Consider the following 19044-nt stretch of genomic DNA (forward strand, 5'->3'; position numbering starts at 1 on the left):
GCGAGCCCTCTGAGCGTGACAAATCGCCCCATCAACGCAACCGGCGTGACGAACAGCCACGCGACCTGGCCGGCGCGCACCGTTTCGAGCCTGAAAAACGCAGCGCCACCTCACCCCACGCGCGCCCGTCTCGCGTCATAATGAAGGCTTGGTTGCGGCCGCCCAGCTGTGTCGCAACCGCACGTCGCGCACACGCGGCGCGCTCCATATACGGAAACGGGCGTCGCCCGCAGCAGGGTGGGCACGTCCAACACCGAGAAGGGCAGGACGAATGGTCTTCCGCACCTACGTTGAGAAGAAGCCGGGCTTCGACGTGGAGGCGCAGCAGCTCGCACAAGAGCTGCGCACCATCCTCGGTATCGGTGGCCTGACGGGCCTCCGCGTCATCAACCGCTATGACGTCGAGGGGGTCGATGAGGCCCTGTTCCAGCGCTGCGTCCCCATCGTCTTCAGCGAGCCGCAGGTCGACACCGCCACCGCCGAGCTGCCCGTCGAGGGCGTTGAGCTCGATGAGCGCGGCTTCGTCGCCTCCGCTCCGGCCGGCACCGCCGTCTTCGCCGTGGAGTACCTGCCCGGTCAGTTCGACCAGCGCGCGGATTCCGCCAGCGAGTGTGTCCAGCTCGTGAGCGCCGGCGAGCGCCCGGACGTTCGATCCGCCAAGGTCTACGTCCTCTCCGGCGAGCTCTCCGCCGCCGACGTCGACGCCATCAAGCACTACGTGATCAACCCCGTCGAGGCCCGCGAGGCGACGCTCTCGACCAAGGCGACGCTCAAGATGGAGGTCGCCACCCCGGCCGACGTTGAGGTTCTCGATGCCTTCCTCGAGCTCGATGAGGCCGGTCTCGGCGCCTTCATCGCCGACCGCGGCCTCGCCATGGACCTCGCGGACATCAAGTTCTGCCAGGAGTACTTCGCCGGCGAGAAGCGTAACCCCACTATCACCGAGATTCGCGTCATCGACACCTACTGGTCCGACCACTGCCGCCACACCACCTTCGGCACGCAGCTCGAGAACGTCCAAATCGATGACGAGGTCGTCAAGGCCGCGTTCGACAAGTACCTCGAGGTCCGCCACGAGCTCGGCCGTGACGCCAAGCCCGTCTGCCTCATGGACATGGGCACCATCGGCGCCAAGTGGCTCAAGAAGCAGGGCATCCTCAAGAACCTCGACGAGTCCGAGGAGATCAACGCCTGCACCGTCAAGGTGAAGGTGGACGTGAATGGCCAGGACGAGGACTGGCTCTTCCTCTTCAAGAACGAGACGCACAACCACCCCACGGAGATCGAGCCGTTCGGCGGCGCGGCCACGTGCATCGGCGGCGCCATCCGCGACCCGCTGTCCGGCCGCAGCTACGTCTACCAGGCCATGCGCGTCACCGGCGCCGCTGACCCGACGGTCCCCGTCTCCACCACCCGCGCCGGCAAGCTCCCGCAGCGCAAGCTCGTGACCACCGCCGCGGCCGGCTACTCCAGCTACGGCAACCAGATCGGCCTCGCCACCGGCCAGGTCTCCGAGCTCTACCACCCCGGCTACATGGCCAAGCGCATGGAGGTCGGAGCCGTCGTGGGCGCCACCCCCGCCTCCCACGTGCGCCGCGAGTGCCCCGCCCCCGGCGACAAGATCGTCCTTCTCGGCGGCCGCACCGGCCGTGACGGCATCGGCGGCGCCACCGGCAGCTCCAAGACCCAGAACGTCGAAAGCCTGGAGGAGTGCGGTGCCGAGGTCCAGAAGGGCAACGCCCCCGTCGAGCGCAAGCTCCAGCGCCTCTTCCGTCGCGGCGATGCCTGCCGCCTCATCAAGCGCTGCAATGACTTCGGCGCCGGCGGCGTCTCCGTCGCCGTGGGCGAACTCGCCGATGGCCTCGACATCAACCTCGATCGCGTGACCAAGAAGTACGAGGGCCTCGACGGCACCGAGCTTGCCATCTCCGAGAGCCAGGAGCGCATGGCCGTGGCCCTTGCCGCCGCCGACGTCGACGAGTTCATGAGCTATGCCACCGAGGAGAACCTCGAGGCCACCGTCATCGCCACCGTCACCGAAGATCCGCGCGTCCACATCACGTGGCGCGGCGACACCATCGTCGACCTCTCCCGCGAGTTCCTCGCCAGCAACGGCGCCCCTAAGCACATGGACGTCCACGTCCTGAAGGCCGAGCGCTGGGAGCCCGAGTGGGCCGGCGAGACCCTCGCCGAGCGCATGACCTCGCTCGTCCGCGACCTCAACGTCGCCTCCAACAAGGGCCTGTCCGAGCGCTTCGACTCCACCATCGGCGCGGCCACGGTCCTCATGCCCTTCGGCGGCAAGACCCAGCTCACCCCCACCTCCGCGATGGTCGCGAAGTTCCCCGTCGACGGCGAGACCACCACGGCCAGCGCCATGGCGTGGGGCTTCAACCCCTATCTGATGGAGAAGAACCAGTTCGCCGGCGCTTATCTCTCCGTCGTTGAGAGCATCTCCAAGCTCGTCGCCGCTGGCTTCGCCCATCGCGACGCCTACCTCTCCTTCCAGGAGTACTTCGAGCGCCTGCGCACCGAGCCCGAGCGCTGGGGCAAGCCCATGGCCGCCGTCCTCGGCGCCCTCATGGCCCAGATGGACCTTGGCGCTGGCGCCATTGGCGGCAAGGACTCGATGAGCGGCAGCTTCGAGGATGCCGAGGGCGAGCTCAATGTCCCGCCCACCCTCATCAGCTTCGCCGTCGCCGTGGGCAAGGCCGCTCGCGCCACCTCGCCCGAGTTCAAGGGTGCCGGCCATCGTGTCATCTGCGTTGAGCCCGCCGAGTACGGCGACGACTATCGTCCGAACGCCACCGGCCTGCTCGAGACCTTCGACGTCATCGAGAAGCTCGTGGGCGACGGTGCTGCGCTCGCCATCTCCACGCCCGGCTACGGCGGCGAGGCAGAGGCCCTGTTCAAGATGTGCGTCGGCAACCAGCTCGGCGTCGCCCTCGTCGAGGACGTCCCCGCCGACAGCCTGTTCGACCCGGCTTACGGCAGCTTCCTCGTGGAGCTCGCCGACGACGCCGAGCTGCCCGCCTCGACTGACAACGTCTCCGTCGAGCTCCTCGGCACCACGACCGAGGCCTACGAGTTCGTGGCCGCCGGCGAGACCTGCGACCTCACGACCCTCCAGGAGGCCTGGGAGAGCGGCATCGAGGGCGTGTTCCCCTACCGCACCAAGGTCGAGACCGAGAAGGTCGACGCAATCGACTACCAAGCCAAGGACGTCCACGTCTTCAGTGGCGCCAAGCTCGGTCGCCCGCGCGTGACCATCCCCGTCTTCCCGGGCAACAACTGCGAGTACGACTCCGCCCGCGCCTTCGAGACGGCAGGCGCCGAGGCGGACGTCTTCGTCATCAACAACCTCACGCCCGCCGCTGTTGCCGAGAGCACCCACGAGCTCGCCGAGCGCATCCGCAAGAGCCAGATCGTCATGATCCCGGGCGGCTTCTCCGGCGGCGACGAGCCCGATGGCTCTGCCAAGTTCATCACGGCCTTCTTCCGCGCCCCCGAGGTCACGGACGCCGTGCGAGACCTGCTCCAAGCCCGCGATGGCCTCATGCTGGGCATCTGCAACGGCTTCCAGGCGCTCATCAAGCTCGGCCTCGTGCCGTACGGCGACATCGTCGACGCCACGCCCGAGGCGCCCACGCTGACGTTCAACACCATCGGCCGCCACCAGAGCCGCCTCGTGCGCACCCGCGTCGCGAGCAACCTCTCGCCGTGGCTCGCCCAGTGCGAGCAGGGCAGCGACTACACCGTCGCCATCTCCCACGGCGAGGGCCGCTTCGTCGCCAGCGACGAGGTTCTCGCCCAGCTCATCGCCAATGGCCAGGTCGCCACGCAGTACGTCAACGAAGCCGGCGTCCCGAGCATGGACCTCGACGTGAACCCCAACGGCTCCATCGCCTGCGTCGAGGGCATCACCAGCCCCGACGGCCGCGTCTTCGGCAAAATGGGCCACGTCGAGCGCCGCGGCGACGGCCTGTACGCCAACGTGCCCGGCAACAAGTTCATGCCCGTCTTCGAGAGCGGCGTCGCCTACTTTGAATAGTTGACGAAAGCCAGCCCCCTGTCGGCTGCGCCCCGGTCAGCTGCGCCCCGAGCCCACGCGAGCTCGGGGCGCTTTTTGTTCGATAATGGAACGCGCACGAACGCACAAGGAACGGAGCAGCACTTGGATACGAATCTCAGCTACATCGCCGAGCGTCTCACGGAGCTCACGGCCATCCCCAGCCCCACCGGCTACACCAAGCACGCCACGGACTATCTGGTTGAGACCCTCACGGGCCTCGGCTATACGCCCGAGGTCTCCAACAAGGGCAACGTCCTCGTCGAGCTGGACGGGCAGGGCAAGCCGCTCGTGCTTGCCAGCCACGTCGACACCCTGGGCGCCATGGTCCGCTCCGTCAAGGACAACGGGCGCCTGCGCCCCACGACGCTCGGCGGCCACCAGTGGCGCACGGCCGACGGCGAGAACTGCACCGTCCACACGCGCGATGGCCGAACCTACACGGGCGTGGTCCTCAACACCGAGCCCTCCACCCATGTCGCGGACGAGAAGGTAGAGCAGGTCGAGAAGAACATGGAAGTCTTGCTCGACGAGAACGTCTCCACGAAGGACGAAGCGCTCGCGCTGGGCGTGCAGGCGGGCGACATCATCGCAATGGATCCGCGCACCACGATCACCGAGAGCGGCTACATCAAGAGCCGCTTTTTGGACGACAAGCTCTCCGCATCCGTGCTGCTCGGCCTCGCCCGCGCCGTCGCCGCCGGCGAGGTGGCGCTCGCGCGCAAGGTGTCGCTGCTGTTCACAGTCTACGAGGAGGTCGGCCACGGCGGAAGCGTCGTGCCGGCGGACACGCAGGACATGATCAGCGTTGACATGGGTTGCGTGGGCGCTGACCTCGGCTGCACGGAACGCATGGTCTCCATCTGCGCCAAGGACTCCGGCGGCCCGTACAACTACGACATCGTGAGCGAGCTCGCGGCGTGCGCCAAAGCCAACGGCCTGGACTACGCCATCGACGTCTACCCGCACTATGGCTCCGACGTCGAGGCCACGCTCACGGCCGGCTTCGACATCCGACACGGCCTCATCGGCCCCGGCGTCTATGCCTCGCACAACTACGAGCGCTCGCACATGGACGGCGTCCGCAACACCTTCGAGCTCCTCCGCGCCTACGTGGCCCAGTAGTGCACCAAAGGGGACGGGTTCGTTTGGTCCCTTTCGCTTGGCCTCCTCGAAGACGAGGCCGGCACCAGATGAACCCGTCCCCAATGGTCCCTACAGCTTCTTGTGGAGCTTCAGCAGCTCGATGAGCATGTGGTCGCGATACTCCGCGAGGCCCTCGGGCGTGTTGCCCTTCTCGGCCGGGCGCGCGGCGAGCTCATCGTTAACGCCATCCTGTGCCACCTGGGCAAACTCGGGCGGGAAGCTCTTCCAGTCCGCCATGTCCTCAAGCCACAGGTTGATCGAGTCGTTCAGGTGGTTCATGAGGCCAGACACGCCACCCTTGCCACCGCCAAGCTCGAAGACAAGCGAGGGACCCATGATGCCCCAGCGGATGCCCGGGCCAAACGTCACGGCCTTGTCGGCGTCCTCGATGGTGCACACGCCGGAGAGCACGAGGTTCGCGACCTCGCGATACAGCGCCATCTGCAGGCGGTTGCAGATAAAGCCGAGCGCCTCCTTCTGTAGCACCACCGGTTCCATGCCGATCGCCGTGTAGAACGCCTTGGCGCGCGCCACCGTCCGCTCGCTCGTCTTCTCGCCCTTCGTGATCTCCACGAGCGGAATGAGGTGAGGCGGATTGTAGGGGTGGCCGCCGCAGAAGCGCTCGGGGTGCTCGGCGTTCTTTGCGATCTCTGTCACGAGAAGTCCCGACGTTGAGCTCGCGATGATGGCGTCGGGCTCCGAGGCCGCCTCGATGGCCTTCACAAGCTCCCACTTGACCTCGTAGTGCTCGGCCGAGGACTCCTGGATGAACTGAGCGCCCGTCACGGCCTCGGCAATCGAGGTGGTGTAGTGAATGCGCGCGGCAATCTCGCCGGCCTCGTCGGCCGTGTAGACGCCGTTCTTCACGAGAGAGTCGAGGGAGGTGGCCACGCGCTGCCGCGCAAGCTCGCTCGACTCCTCCGTGCGGTTCTGCGCCCAGACCTCGAGCCCCGCCATCGCGAACTTGAGCGCGTAGCTGTACCCGATGACACCAGCGCCAACCGACGCCACCTTTGCAAATTCGACGCCGTCAATCTCCATGTGATGCCTCCCAGTCGAGGATGAGCGGGTCTCATGTGCCCGTCTACCTCGAGTATAGGTCTGGCTACACCGCCTCGACAGCGAAGTCATCCACCTCGTTCTCGCCGCCAATGGCCCCGAGGTCCGCCAACTCGATCGGCTCCTCAAGCACAGTCCCCATGGGGAACGCGCGACGGAACACGAAGCGGGCGATGGGGCCGGCAACGAGCAGGTTCCAGGGCAGGGCCATGACGAAGTTCCAGGGGATGTTCGTGAGCCAGGCCATGGGAACCACGGCGAGCGTGCCGGCGTGGAAGGCGCTCTCGAAGGCACCGTACAGCGACATGATGATGACCATCGGCACCACCATGCAGCTCGAGACGGCCAGCGTCATGGCGCGCGGCGAGCTCTTGCCCGGCATCACGAGGTGCTTGAAGGCAAAGCCCTTGGCAAGCGGGCTGGCAACGAAGACGTCGCACAACATGGCAAAGATGTAGGCCGGCGGGAAGCCGATCCACGCGTCGGCAATCACGTCCATGCCGATGTGGCCGTACATGCGGGCGACGTTGTAGATGGACATCCACAGCACCATGCAGAAGCACATGATGAACGTGAAGATGAGGCTCTCTCGCTTGTTGGTGGGCATATGCTGGCGATTCCTTTCCGTTTGTCTCGTGGCACAAAAAACGGGCGAGATGAGAGCGTGAACTTCATCTCGCCCGTCTGCGTTTCCGCCGGCTGCGACTACATCCTTCGTATGTGCGGGAGCTAGCCTAGCGCACTCGCCGCCCCTCTCGTAAGCGCCTTCACATAATCCGCGGCTTTGTAAGGTTTTTGGCCCGCCAGCACAACCATTTGTCGCCCTGGCACGACGCCCGCCCTCTCTCGGGGCCTTGCCAGCGCATGGGCATCATCTGCGATGAGCCAAAAAGATGTCGAGAAGTCACCCCCCCGTTATACAAATTAGTATGGCTATGGCTTCGCAAGGGCTGCGCAGAGACGCCCGAGCAAATCACGGACGTGATATTTCGCATCAAAGACATCGCGCCCGCCGACCTGCTCGAATAGCGGCGCGTCTACGCCGGCAACACCACCACGAGCAGCATCTTGAATGCCGTGACGCCGCGCACGGCATGCGGCGCACCCGCCGGGATCACGATGGACTCACCGGCGCCCAGCTGGTGGGGCGCCCCGTTGATCGTGATCTCTCCCGTACCTTCAAGCACGGTGACGAGCGCATCTCCGCCAGCGGCGTGGCTCGCCATGCCCTCATCGGCATCAATCGCAAACACCGTAATCTTGCAGCCCGGCATCTGCGAGAGGGTACGGCTGACAACCTGCCCCTCCTCGACGTCCACGAGCCTCGCAAGCGCAAACACCTGCTCCTTCTCGACGTTCTTGATGAGCTCCTCGGCCATGGTGCCTCCCTTCTCGCCCAGTCTCGTGCCCGGACGATAAACCTGTTAGCCAACGGGGATGGCTAGCTGGAGCAGCTTGAATCCCCTGTCTGGGTCCGCGCCCGCGAGTGCACTCGGCGTCCCCGCCGCAACGCACAGGACGTCACCCTCGCGCATCGTCACCGCACCATCCGGGAGCGAGACGATAGCCTCGCCCTCCACGAGAAAGTACATGACATCTTGCGGATAGACCTCCTCGCTCACGCTCTCGCCCGCCGCGAACGCAAGCAGCGTCATGCTCGCTTCGCCTCCGCGCGTGAGCGAGCGGCTTGCGACCATGCCCTCGCGGGCCACGACGAGCGAGGCGAGCGGGGCCGGCGTGCTGGTTGGAATGTTGCGAAGTCCCATAAGTTTCGCCAATCATCTCCGTGTCACCTAGCATCACAACCTTACCCAAACGCACGTGCGTTCAAGCCGAGCACGCAGGCGTATCCTAGAGGGCCGCAAGGCGCCATCACGGCCTCGCGGGAGACTGGTCCACGCTCGCCCTCAAGGGCGCGCTCGACGCGGTCATCGTCTGCGCCATGGCAGCATCCATGGGCCGGGGATGTCTGTTCTCGGCCCTGCCCGTCGCGGTGCTGCAGGGTAGCGTCACGGCACTCGCCACGCTGCTGCACCCCATCATGACGCAGACCGCGCTCGCCAACCTCTCGCTCGTGGGCTCCGCGCTCATCTTCTGCGTGGGCGTCAACCTCATCTGGCCACGCACGTTCAAGCCGGCGAACATGCTGCCAGCCGTCGTGATTGCCGTGGCGCTGGCATTCGCGTAGGCCACGCGCTGCGGAGAGAAGCCCGCCCGCGCGGACCTTGCCCCGCTACCTTGCGAGCCAGCTCGCCATGGGCCTGCAGATCTGGCGCGCGTTGTTGTAGGCCATCTCGAGCGTGAGGCACGTGCGGGCAGAGTAGAAGCCCTCCTCGCGCTGGATGGTCAGCGCAAGCTCGGGCATATCACCCGTGAGGCACAGCGGCAGGAGCAGCTGGATGCGCCCGTTGTAGTACTGCGGCACGGCAATCGTGTAGTTGGCCGCGGCCTTGCGCTCGGCCTCCGCGATGGCCCCCTCGAACACGCGTCGCAGCAGGCGGGCATTCGAGGAGCCCCTCAACGCCTCGGGCACGCGGAGCAGGTTGTTCTCGTCCCCAAGGATGTGGTCGATGTTGGGGCGGACGGCCAGGTGGAAGTCATACACGAGGTCGGCGGGGTTCTCAGCATAGTGGACGCGCTCGGGCAGCACGTCGATACCCGCAAGGGCAGTATCGCTCGCCTTGTAGAAGCCCTTGAGGAACCACGGCTGGGCATCCGGTCTGCTATTCCTCTCGAACAGCGCGTAGATTTCCTCAAACCGTGAGGTAAACAGCCCCGTGTCGAGACAGGCGGCCTCGCCGTCGACCACAATGTAGGAGCCGCACGCGCCCTGTCGGCGCATCAACTCCGCGGCGCGGCGATAGGTGAAGTCGATGTAGTTGACAAGGACCCTTCCGTCCTCGCCCCAGTCCTCTGGGTCCGCGAGGTCCGCCAGATACTGGTAGCAGGGTCGGGGACAAAACGCGGACTCGACGATGCGCTCGGGGTACTCCATGGGCTCTCCTCTTCCGGCCGGTTCCTCCAACTATACGATAAGGGCCAGGCAAGGATGCCGCTCCCGTTCTCCTTTCTACAAACACGTGTTCGCATTCGTGATATGATGCTATGTCTACAGAAGCCGGGAGGAGGCATCGTGGCCACAGACGTCCAGCGCATCATCGACACAATCCTGTCCAGCTCTCGCGTACAGGAAAGCAGGGCGTTCGAGGGTCGCACGTTCGCTGACGAGCCCATCCTGCGCCGCGGGTCCCAGATGGAGAGCTACCTGCCGGACAAGATTCGCGAGATGCGCTCCATGGCTCGCTCGCAACCCAGTCGCATCCGCTCTGACCAGCAGCTCTTCTACGAGCAGGCTCGCTTCATGGAGGACTACGAGGACAGCATCGAGAGCTACTCCACGTTCAGCCACTACTTTCCCACATACGAGTCCATGGGCAACCGCGACCTGCGCCGCTACTTCTCCTGGCGCGCGCACGTGCGTGCGGGCAAGGTCATACCCACGAGCCTCTCGTTCGTGTTCGTGCTGTTCTACGAACTCATCTGCGGCATTGGCGTCAGCAGCCCTAAGGAGGGCTTCGCAAAGATCGAGTCGCTGTGGCAGGAGTACCGCATCTTTGAGCCAAAGATCGACCGCCATGCAAAGCGATGGCTGAGGGACTACGCCGCCTGGCACAACCTTCCCCGAGATCTCATCGCCCCCTACGTTGACCTTGGCTTTGACCAGGCAATCATCTGCCTGAGAGACTCCTTGGCCTCATGGCCCGGGGCCGACGACGGCGCAGACACCTCAGGCGAGGGCGAGGCGTTCGAGGCACTCGAGGAGCTCTCGAGCTACCGGCTCGGCGCAAGCCGTCTCTACGCGGACAGGCCCGAGACACTCCGCCACGTTGCCCTGGGCACGCTCGCCAGGCTCTCCGCCTACTACGACAAGCATCGCAAGAGCGGACTTCTCGACACGTTCTTCGGGTCACCCATCGCCAGGCCCTACCAGATGTTCGGCTCAGCCGTGTTCTTTGCCCCCGCACCCCACCCGGACGCAACCTACGGGCTCGACCCAGTCAACCGATACGTGTGTCGCAGCGGCTCGTGGTATCGCGAGGCGTACGTCGAGACGCGGGAACGCAACAGCAAGCTCGGCGCGATCCTGCGCGCTGTGGACCAGAGGCTCCGCAACGCCATTGGCTACGAGCACCCGCTCGTGGAGAAGGACGTGCCCAAGTACCTCGCAAAGATCATCGACGGGCAGATCGAGGCCCGCCTCGCGTGGGAGCATCAGCGAGAGGCTCGCATGGTGCGCGTCGACCTCTCCCAGCTCGAGGGCATTCGTGCCGCGGCAAGCGTCACGCGCGAGGCCTTACTCGTGGACGAGGAGCGCGAGGACGCGCCCTCCGCGCCCACGACGGCAGCCGTCGCAGCGAATCCGACGCCAGATCACGATCTCGCGCAGCCACAGGCCGCCGCAACCAGCGTGCCCGTGGCCCCTACCGCGCCAGGCCCCAACGAGCCGAGCAGCGCGTTCGGCCTTACGGATGAGGAGGCCGCGCTCGTGACCGCGCTGCTCCAAGACAAGCCGGCGCCCACGGCCGCAACCTCGCTCGACATGCTCGTCGACTCCATCAACGAGAAACTGTTCGACCTCCTCGGAGATACCGCCATCGAGTTCGGCGAGAACGGCCCCGCCATCATCGAGGACTACCAGCAAGACGTGAGAGGAGCCCTTCTCCCATGACCCCAGAGACCCCCGCGAACCCCCGCGTTCCCAAGAGAATCGCCGCGGTTCTCATCAACTCGCTCAAGGGCGGCGTCGTCCCCAGAATCGGGCTGCCCTACGTCACCGTGGGCCGCAAGACCGAGATTGCGGCGCTCCTCCATGACCTTGACCTCATCGCGGACGGCGGCGCAAGCTTCCGCTTCCTCGTAGGCCGCTACGGCGCTGGCAAGAGCTTCCTGCTCCAGACCATCCGCACGCACGCCATGGGCAAGGGATTCGTCGTGGCAGACGCAGACCTCTCCCCCGAGCGCAGGCTCCAGGGAACGGCCGGGCAGGGGCTCGCCACCTACCGCGAGCTCATCCGCAACCTCTCGACCAAGACGCGTCCCGAGGGCGGCGCGCTCCAGCTCGTACTCGACCGCTGGGTGGCCAACATGCGCGGCGGCGCCACGACCGGCGAGGTCGATGACTCCCAGGCACTCGCTCAGGCTATGGCTCCCCTCGAGGAGATGGTTCACGGCTTTGACTTTGCACGCGTCATGCGCGCCTACCACGACGCCGCCATCAACGGCGACGACGAGCGTCGCAGCGCCGTGCTCCGCTGGCTTCGTGGCGAGCATCGAACCAAGACCGAGGCCCGCCAGGAGCTTGGCATCAACGTCTGCATCACGGACGACAACTGGTACGACTACCTCAAGCTCTTTGCCCAGTTCCTCAAGGGCGCGGGCTACGAGGGCATGCTCGTCCTCATCGACGAGCTCGTAAACCTCTACAAGATCCCGAACTCCATCACGCGTCAGTACAACTACGAGAAGATCCTCACGATGTACAATGACACCCTCCAGGGCAAGGCCCACTACATCGGCTTCATCATGGGTGGTACGCCACAGTCCATCGAGGACCGCCGCCGTGGCGTCTACTCCTACGAGGCGCTCCGCAGCCGCCTCACCGAGGGGCGCTTCGCGCGCGAGGGGCTCGCGGACATGCTTGCGCCCGTCATCCACCTCAATCCGCTCACCTACGAGGAACTCCTCGTCCTCATCGAGAAGCTCGCGGACATCCATGCCGGCTACTTTGGCTACGGGCGCTCCCTGGGCACCGAGCAGCTCGTGAAGTTCCTCCAAATCGAGTTCGGGCGCGTCGGGGCAGAAACGCACCTCACCCCTCGCGAGGTAATCCGTGACTTCATCGAGCTGCTCGACATCATGTATCAGAACCCCGAGACAGACATGGAGGCGCTGCTGACCTCCAGCGAGTTCGCCCTGGTCTCAGGCGGCGAGTCCTCAGGCGAGGTAGACAAGCCCGGCGATCGCAACTTCGCTGAGTTCAAGATCTAGCAGCCCGGCGCCAAGCATCGAGGAGGGAGGGCCATGGGCACGTTCGACAGGTTTGCGCCGTTCATCCAGGACTTCATCTACGACCACGAGTGGGAGAGCCTGCGTGGCATCCAGGTCGCCGCGGCAGAGGCGATCTTCGACACGGATGACAACGTCCTGCTCACGGCCTCTACTGCCTCCGGCAAGACGGAGGCAGCCTTTTTCCCCATCCTCACCCTGTTTGATGAGGACCCGCCCGCGAGCATCGGCGCCATCTACATCGGCCCGCTCAAGGCCCTCATCAACGATCAGTTCTTGCGGCTCAACGACCTCTGCGCAGACGCGCACATTCCCGTCTGGCACTGGCACGGAGACGTCTCCTCCTCCCACAAGGCAAAGATGCTCAAGAGCCCTGGCGGCATCCTACAGATCACCCCAGAGTCCCTCGAGGCGCTGCTGCTGCACAAGCACTCCGCCATCTCAAGGCTCTTCTGCGATCTGCGCTTCGTCGTCATTGACGAGGTCCACTCCCTGCTTCGGGGAGACCGCGGAGGCCAGACCATCTGCCTCATCGAGCGCCTGAGCCGCATGGCCGGCGTGAATCCCCGACGCATCGGGCTCTCGGCGACCATCGGCGACCCAAGCGAGGTCGGCCGCTTCCTCTCAACGGGCACGGGCCGAGGCTGGGTCGTTCCCAAGGTCGAGGAGCCGCCACGAACCTGGCGCCTCTCAATGGAGCACTTCTACACGAGCGGTTCTCAAGCCTCAGACGCACTTGGCGGCCAGGCCGAGCAGTCCCTCGAGGGCATCGACTTCATACGCAAGGCGAAGGCTGCAGACGCCGCGCAAACCATGGAGCTGGCACGCGCCACCGTCAGCGAGGCCACCAAGCCTGATGCCATCGAGGACGATGAGCCCGCCTCGCCCCAACCTGCACTCGATGGCCCCACAGACGCCGCCCCTCGCGAGGCAGACCCAGGCTATGCCTACATCTTTGAACACACCCGCGGTAAAAAGTGCCTCGTATTCGCCAACTCGCGAGAGGAGGCCGAGGCCGTCTGCACCGAGCTACGCCGCTACTGCGAGGCCCAACACGAGACAGATAGATTCCTCATCCATCACGGCAACCTATCCAGCTCTCTTCGCGAGTCTGCCGAGGAGCTCATGAGGGATGAGTCACAGGCGCTCACCACCATCACCACGGCCACCCTTGAGCTTGGCATTGACATCGGCAAGCTCGAGCGGGCATTCCAACTAGACGCACCCTTCACCGTCAGCGCATTCCTTCAGCGCATGGGTCGAACGGGAAGGCGAGGAACCCCACCCGAGATGTGGTTCGTCATGCGCGAGGAGCCCACACTGCCCCGCGCGCTCCTGCCCGAGACCATACCGTGGAAGCTAATTCAGGGCATCGCCCTTGCACAGCTCTACCGAGAGGAGCGATGGGTGGAGCCGCCGCGCCTCGACAGGCTCCCCTACAGTCTGCTCTATCACCAGACCATGGCCACGCTTGCAAGCGAGGGCGAGCTCACACCTGCCCAGCTTGCAAGCCACATACTCAACCTCGCCGTTTTTCACCGAATTACAGCCGAAGACTTCCGAGTACTGCTCAGGCATCTGCTTCAGATTGGTCACATCGAGCAGACCGAGACAGGCGGGCTCATAGTAGGCATCTCAGGAGAGAGACTTACAAGCTCATACAAGTTCTATGCGGTCTTCCAAGAGAACATCGAGTACACGGTTCGCAGCGACTCCACTGAGCTCGGCACAATCGTGTCGCCGCCCCCAACTGGTGAGAAAATTGCCATAGCTGGCGCCACCTGGCTCGTCGAGGAAGTAGATCACAAGCGCCACGTCGTCTATGCCACAAAGGTGCGCGGACGAGTTCCCGCCTACTTTGGCGAGTGCCCCGGCGACATCCACACGCATGTCCTCGAGCGCATGCTCAAGGTGCTTGAGGAACGTTGCACCTACCCCTATCTCATGAAGAACGCCGCAGGACGGCTTACGCTCGCTCGCCGCGCCGCGGCTGGGGCAGCGCTGGACCTACACCCACTTATCAACCTGGGTGGCAACACCTGGGGCCTCTTCCCGTGGCTTGGAAGCTACGCCTTCCTCGCGCTTGAAAGGCTTCTCAAGATCAAATGTGCCAAACAGCTCGGAATGAAGGGCATCGACTCATCGCGCCCCTACTACCTTACGTTCATCATGTCCTCTGGACCCATGGAGTTCTTTCAAACACTCATTAATGAGGCGAATAACCTAACAGATAACATGGAGCTCCTCTACCCAGACGAACTTCCGCTCTTCGAGAAGTACGACGAGTTCGTGCCTCCCGAGCTTGTATGCAAAGGGTTTGCAGAGGGAGTGCTCGACGTTGTAGGCATGAAACGCAGGGTGGCAGAGTGGGAGCCGTTTGCGCGCTCATATGAGCTTCCCGCCGGAGGCGGGGTGCCCGGCGTTGATATCCCCTGGTGTGCCAGTTAGTTTAAGATCACCATCACGAACTGGAGTGCCAAATGTATCAGCGTCGAATACCAGCGCATCATCTGGAATATAACTAGAATCTGTTGCCACCAGAATGTAGTTATCCTCAACGGCAAACTCGTCTTGTTCGCAAAGCTCGGCGTATACATTCGAGAACACGGCACCGAGGGAGGCCGCAAAGTCTCTCAAGAACGAAATATCAGAGCCCTCTTCAGCAGAGACAACGTTAGCAAGTACTGCGCCGCTAGGAGCCAAAATCTTCCTCAACTCAAAGGCACACTCAACGGTCGCAAGCGAAGCAACAGGCCTAGAGCCAGAAAACGCATCGAGAACGACACAGTCATAGGAGTTCTCTTGAGAGCTTTTAATGAAATGACGCCCATCGCAATCGTAAACACGAAGCACGCCGGGCATGAGCCGCTCCGCCTCGCCAAGATAGAAGCACGAGCGAGCAACCCTAGTAATCACGGGATCGAACTCAACAACATCAAGGGAATTAACCTGAACATCAGAACTCAAAACATGCTTTGGCCAAGCGAATCCCCCGCCACCAATCATTAAAAGCCGAGAACGCTCGTCACAATAATCAAAGGCTAAGTCAAAACCCCGAAAGTAAGAAAACACAGGCTCGAACCTACGAGAGCCCACGTATGTTGCGCTTTGGTAAGCGCCCCCAATTTGCATGACTCTGACCAAAGCGCCCGCATCATTCTTCACGGTTTTGACGAGACAAAAGCCCTGCCTGGTGAGAAACAAGCGGGGAAGCAGATCCACGATATTGGAAAGCAGTCCCAAAAAGCCCTCCGAGTTAAAGGCCTGCACCCACAAAAAATGGCCCGTCGACCGCGCCAAGCGGTCGACGGGCTGTCCACGTAAAATGCCCCTCGTTGGTCAGCGACGTCCTGCTCTCCCACGGACTCACTCCGCAGTACCATCGGCGCTGGGGGGCTTAACTTCCGGGTTCGGAATGGGACCGGGTGTACCTCCCCCGCCATGGTCGCTGACCAACGAGGGGCATTCTGCTGTCAGGGGCCGGCCCGGCCGGGCCCTCAGGGCCGCACAGCGCGCAACGGGAAAAGGCGTGACCGCGCCCGACGACGGGTGACGCACCGCCACCTGGGAAGTCGAGTGATGGAAGAGCTCGGGCTATTAGTGACGCTCGGCTGAGCGCGTCGCCGCGCTTGCACCTGCGCCCTATCGACCTCGTGGTCTACGAGGGCCCTTACCGAAGGGAAGACTCATCTCGGGACTGGCTTCCCGCTTAGATGCCTTCAGCGGTTATCCAGACCGGACTCTGCTACCGGGCGGTGCCGTTGGTCGACAACCCGTGCACAGGAGGTCCGTCCACCCCGGTCCTCTCGTACTAGGGGCAGCCTCCCTCAATCTTCCTGCGCCCACGGAGGATAGGGACCGAACTGTCTCACGACGTTCTGAACCCAGCTCGCGTACCGCTTTGAATGGCGAACAGCCATACCCTTGGGACCTGCTCCAGCCCCAGGATGCGATGAGCCGACATCGAGGTGCCAAACCTTCCCGTCGATGTGGACTCTTGGGGAAGATCAGCCTGTTATCCCAGGAGTACCTTTTATCCGTTGGGCGGCGGCCGTTCCGCAGTGGGCCGCCGGATCAGTAGGGACTGGTTTCCCAGCTGCTCGGCTTGTTGGCCTCGCAGTAAAGCCTGCTGACGCTCTTGCACTCGTGAAGACGGTGGAAGACCGTCCCGAGCAGAACTTGCGCGAGCCTCCGTTACTCTTTGGGAGGCGACCGCCCCAGTCAAACTACCCACCAGGCACGGTCCCCCACCCCGGTCAGGGCGTGGGGTTAGGATGCCAGAGCGTCGGGGGTGGTATTCCAAGGGTGGCTCCCCGGGGGCTGGCGCCCTCGGTTCGTTGCCTCCCACCTATCCTCTACGCGACGGTCCGGCAGCCAATGCCTAGCTGCAGTAAAGGTTCACGGGGTCTTTCCGTCCTTCCGCGGGTAAGTCGCATCTTCACGACTAGTGCAATTTCGCCGGGGCCATGGTCGAGACAGCGTCCAAATCGTTGCGCCTTTCGTGCAGGTCGGAACTTACCCGACAAGGAATTTCGCTACCTTAGGACCGTTATAGTTACGGCCGCCGTTTACCGGGGCTTGGGTTCGCGGCTTCACCCGGAGGTTGACCGCTCCCCGTGACCTTCCGGCACCGGGCAGGCGTCAGACCCTATGCGTCGCCTTACGGCTTGAGCAGAGTCCTGTGTTTTTGATAAACAGTCGTTTGGACCTCTTCGCTGTGGCCGGCCCGCGCTCGGGGGGCAAGCCCCTCCACGCCACGCCGGCACCCCTTCTCCCGAAGTTACGGGGCAGTTTTGCCGAGTTCCTTAACCATGGTTCTCCCGATCGCCTTGGTATGTTCTACCCACCCACCTGTGTCGGTTTGCGGTACGGGCCCCTAGCGGATCCCTAGGTGCTTTTCTTGGGAGCATGGGCTCACCGGCTTCGCTCGCTCGCTTCGTCCGGCGCCTCAGGCCACGTGATGCCCGCGTTTCACAAGGCATCGCCCTACGCGCCATCGCGGGGACGTCCAGAACCCCGTCCGGCTACCCTCCTCCGTCACACCTTCGGTCAGACTCCGCGTCGGGGGTGCGGGAATGTCGACCCGCTGTGCATCGGCTACGCCTTCCGGCCTCGCCTTAGCTCCCGACTGACCCCGGGGGGATTAGCCTCGCCCGGGAAACCTTGGGTTTACGGCGGCGGCGTTTCCCACGCCGCTCTCGCTACTCATGCCAGCATTCTCACTTCCGGCCGCTCCACCGAGGGTCGTCCCTCGGCTTCGCCGCAGGCCGGAAAGCTCCCCTACCGGTCGCGCCCACAAGGGCGCCACCCCGCCGCTTCGGTGCCGTGCTTAGCCCCGTATATTGTCGGCGCATGTCCACTCGACCAGTGAGCTGTTACGCACTCTTTAAATGAATGGCTGCTTCTAAGCCAACATCCTGGTTGTCTGAGCAAACGCACATCCTTTGCCACTCAGCACGGACTTCGGGACCTTAGCGGGCGGTCTGGGCTGTTTCCCTCTCGAACACACAGCTTAGCCCACATGTTCTGACTGCCGGGATCCGGACCTGTGGCATTCGGAGTTTGGTCGGCTTTGGTAGGCGGTGAGGCCCCCGCGGCCGTCCAGTGCTCTACCTCCACAGGTGAGCTCCCGACGCTAGCCCTAAAGCTATTTCGGGGAGAACGAGATATCTCCGGGTTTGATTGGCCTTTCACCCCTACCCACGGGTCATCCCCTCAGTTTTCAACCTAAGTGGGTTCGGCCCTCCACGGGGTCTTACCCCCGCTTCAGCCTGCCCATGGGTAGCTCACCCGGCTTCGCGTCTGCGGCGCGCGACTGAACGCCCTGTTCAGACTCGCTCTCGCTGCGGCTCGGTATCTCGCCTTAACCTCGCCGCGCACCGCAACTCGCTGGCTCATTCTACAAAAGGCACGCCGTCACACCCCTAGGGGGTGCTCCGACTGCTTGCGGGCGCACGGTTTCAGGTACTGTTTCACTCCCCTCCCGGGGTGCTTTTCACCTTTCCCTCACGGTACTGGTACGCTATCGGTCACTGGAGAGTGCTTAGGCTTGGAGGGTGGTCCCCCCTGCTTCCCACCGGGTTTCACGTGTCCGGCGGTACTCGGGTGCCAGGCGGCGGGGACCGCGGATCCGCGTACGGGGCTCTAACCCTGTACCGCCGGCCTTCCCATGCCGTTCCGCTTCCTCGGTCCTTTGTAACCGCGCAGTGCCTGGTCCCACGACCCCGGCGGGGCTTGCGCTCCCGCCGGTTTGGCCTCTTCCCCGTTCGCTCGCCGCTACTGGGGGAGTCTCGTTTGATTTCTCTTCCTCCGGGTACTTAGATGTTTCAGTTCCCCGGGTTGCCCCCCGCCGGGCTATGAGTTCGCCTGGCGGGTGACGAGCCATGAAGCTCGCCGGGTTTTCCCATTCGGAGACCCGCGGGTCGACGGGCTTGTGCCCCTCACCGCGGATTATCGCAGCTTGACGCGTCCTTCTTCGGCTTCCAGTGCCAAGGCATCCACCGTGCGCCCCTACCATCTTCCTACTCGACAAGATGGCGGGTCACGTCACATATCCATCGTACAGATGCGATCATGCTAGAAAATCTCGTTGCTACGCTATGCGGCTCTCAGGGTGCGGTCGGGGGCGAGCCCTCGGGACCGGACGCCGCGGCCTGCGGTCGCGCCAGTGGTAGCAGTTGGAGTGGACGGGCCGCCCCGTAGCA

The 19044-nt window shown here is 64.0% G+C and carries 11 protein-coding genes, 2 rRNA genes and 1 pseudogene; 6 read left to right on the forward strand and 8 right to left on the reverse strand.

The window, feature by feature from the left end; translation table 11 throughout:
• Positions 1-271 precede the first annotated feature (271 nt).
• Both Pcatena_RS06935 and Pcatena_RS06940 read left to right on the forward strand, forming a co-directional pair.
• The gene (locus Pcatena_RS06935) at positions 272-4051 is read left to right on the forward strand and encodes a phosphoribosylformylglycinamidine synthase (RefSeq protein WP_126422886.1); all 3780 of its coding nucleotides are present in this window, start codon (positions 272-274) and stop codon (positions 4049-4051) included.
• A gap of 123 nt (positions 4052-4174) precedes the next feature.
• Positions 4175-5194, forward strand: a complete 1020-nt coding sequence (locus Pcatena_RS06940; protein ID WP_126422888.1) for a M42 family metallopeptidase — start codon at positions 4175-4177, stop codon at positions 5192-5194.
• Positions 5195-5284: 90 nt separating this feature from the next.
• Here the strand turns inward: Pcatena_RS06940 and Pcatena_RS06945 are convergent, their stop codons facing one another.
• The 4 genes from Pcatena_RS06945 to Pcatena_RS06960 form a co-directional block, all read right to left on the reverse strand.
• Positions 5285-6256 (reverse strand): 3-hydroxyacyl-CoA dehydrogenase family protein, encoded by a 972-nt coding sequence (locus tag Pcatena_RS06945; protein WP_126422890.1) that lies wholly within the window; start codon positions 6254-6256, stop codon positions 5285-5287.
• Positions 6257-6320: 64 nt separating this feature from the next.
• The gene (locus Pcatena_RS06950) at positions 6321-6881 is read right to left on the reverse strand and encodes a DUF2798 domain-containing protein (RefSeq protein WP_232619845.1); all 561 of its coding nucleotides are present in this window, start codon (positions 6879-6881) and stop codon (positions 6321-6323) included.
• Positions 6882-7311: 430 nt separating this feature from the next.
• Positions 7312-7653: a cupin domain-containing protein gene (locus Pcatena_RS06955; RefSeq protein WP_126422892.1), complete on the reverse strand. Its 342-nt coding sequence runs from the start codon at positions 7651-7653 to the stop codon at positions 7312-7314.
• Between the two features lie 45 nt (positions 7654-7698).
• Positions 7699-8040, reverse strand: coding sequence for a cupin domain-containing protein (locus tag Pcatena_RS06960; RefSeq protein WP_126422894.1), 342 nt, complete (start codon positions 8038-8040; stop codon positions 7699-7701).
• 119 nt (positions 8041-8159) lie between these two features.
• Between Pcatena_RS06960 and Pcatena_RS06965 the strand changes: the two are divergent.
• Positions 8160-8462 (forward strand): annotated as a pseudogene (locus tag Pcatena_RS06965) (DUF554 family protein); the annotation flags it as partial.
• Between the two features lie 45 nt (positions 8463-8507).
• Here the strand turns inward: Pcatena_RS06965 and Pcatena_RS06970 are convergent.
• Positions 8508-9269 carry a DUF3825 domain-containing protein gene (locus Pcatena_RS06970; RefSeq protein ID WP_126422896.1) on the reverse strand — a complete coding sequence of 254 codons (762 nt, stop codon included), beginning with the start codon at positions 9267-9269 and terminating at the stop codon, positions 8508-8510.
• A 138-nt stretch (positions 9270-9407) separates the two neighbouring features.
• Between Pcatena_RS06970 and Pcatena_RS06975 the strand changes: the two genes are divergently transcribed.
• The 3 genes from Pcatena_RS06975 to Pcatena_RS06985 are packed head-to-tail and all read left to right on the forward strand — an operon-like array spanning position 9408 to position 14788.
• Entirely contained in the window at positions 9408-11003 is a 1596-nt protein-coding gene (locus Pcatena_RS06975; protein ID WP_172596406.1) for a TerB N-terminal domain-containing protein, read from the forward strand.
• Positions 11000-12322: an ATP-binding protein gene (locus Pcatena_RS06980; protein WP_126422900.1), complete on the forward strand. Its 1323-nt coding sequence runs from the start codon at positions 11000-11002 to the stop codon at positions 12320-12322. The genes Pcatena_RS06975 and Pcatena_RS06980 overlap by 4 nt, the downstream gene beginning before the upstream one ends.
• 33 nt (positions 12323-12355) lie before the next feature.
• Entirely contained in the window at positions 12356-14788 is a 2433-nt protein-coding gene (locus Pcatena_RS06985; protein WP_126422902.1) for a DEAD/DEAH box helicase, read from the forward strand.
• Here the strand turns inward: Pcatena_RS06985 and Pcatena_RS06990 are convergent.
• The 3 genes from Pcatena_RS06990 to Pcatena_RS07000 all read right to left on the reverse strand — a co-directional run bounded on the left by Pcatena_RS06990 (position 14726) and on the right by Pcatena_RS07000 (position 18864).
• Positions 14726-15583 (reverse strand): spermidine synthase, encoded by an 858-nt coding sequence (locus Pcatena_RS06990; protein ID WP_126422904.1) that lies wholly within the window; start codon positions 15581-15583, stop codon positions 14726-14728. The two genes, Pcatena_RS06985 and Pcatena_RS06990, sit on opposite strands and share 63 nt — an antisense overlap.
• Positions 15584-15677: 94 nt before the next feature.
• Positions 15678-15793, reverse strand: a 5S ribosomal RNA gene (rrf, locus tag Pcatena_RS06995).
• 124 nt (positions 15794-15917) lie between these two features.
• A 23S ribosomal RNA gene (locus tag Pcatena_RS07000) occupies positions 15918-18864 on the reverse strand.
• Positions 18865-19044: the final 180 nt, after the last annotated feature.

It is taken from the genome of Parolsenella catena (assembly GCF_003966955.1).
GTDB classification, from domain to species: Bacteria; Actinomycetota; Coriobacteriia; order Coriobacteriales; family Atopobiaceae; genus Parolsenella; species Parolsenella catena.

Coding starts and splice junctions, on each gene's coding strand:
- Pcatena_RS06945 (WP_126422890.1), bottom strand. CDS start 6,256: ATGGAGATTGACGGCGTCGAATTTGCAAAGGTGGCGTCGGTTGGCGCT.
- Pcatena_RS06970 (WP_126422896.1), bottom strand. CDS start 9,269: ATGGAGTACCCCGAGCGCATCGTCGAGTCCGCGTTTTGTCCCCGACCC.
- Pcatena_RS06955 (WP_126422892.1), bottom strand. CDS start 7,653: ATGGCCGAGGAGCTCATCAAGAACGTCGAGAAGGAGCAGGTGTTTGCG.
- Pcatena_RS06985 (WP_126422902.1), top strand. CDS start 12,356: ATGGGCACGTTCGACAGGTTTGCGCCGTTCATCCAGGACTTCATCTAC.
- Pcatena_RS06980 (WP_126422900.1), top strand. CDS start 11,000: ATGACCCCAGAGACCCCCGCGAACCCCCGCGTTCCCAAGAGAATCGCC.
- Pcatena_RS06935 (WP_126422886.1), top strand. CDS start 272: ATGGTCTTCCGCACCTACGTTGAGAAGAAGCCGGGCTTCGACGTGGAG.
- Pcatena_RS06960 (WP_126422894.1), bottom strand. CDS start 8,040: ATGGGACTTCGCAACATTCCAACCAGCACGCCGGCCCCGCTCGCCTCG.
- Pcatena_RS06950 (WP_232619845.1), bottom strand. CDS start 6,881: ATGCCCACCAACAAGCGAGAGAGCCTCATCTTCACGTTCATCATGTGC.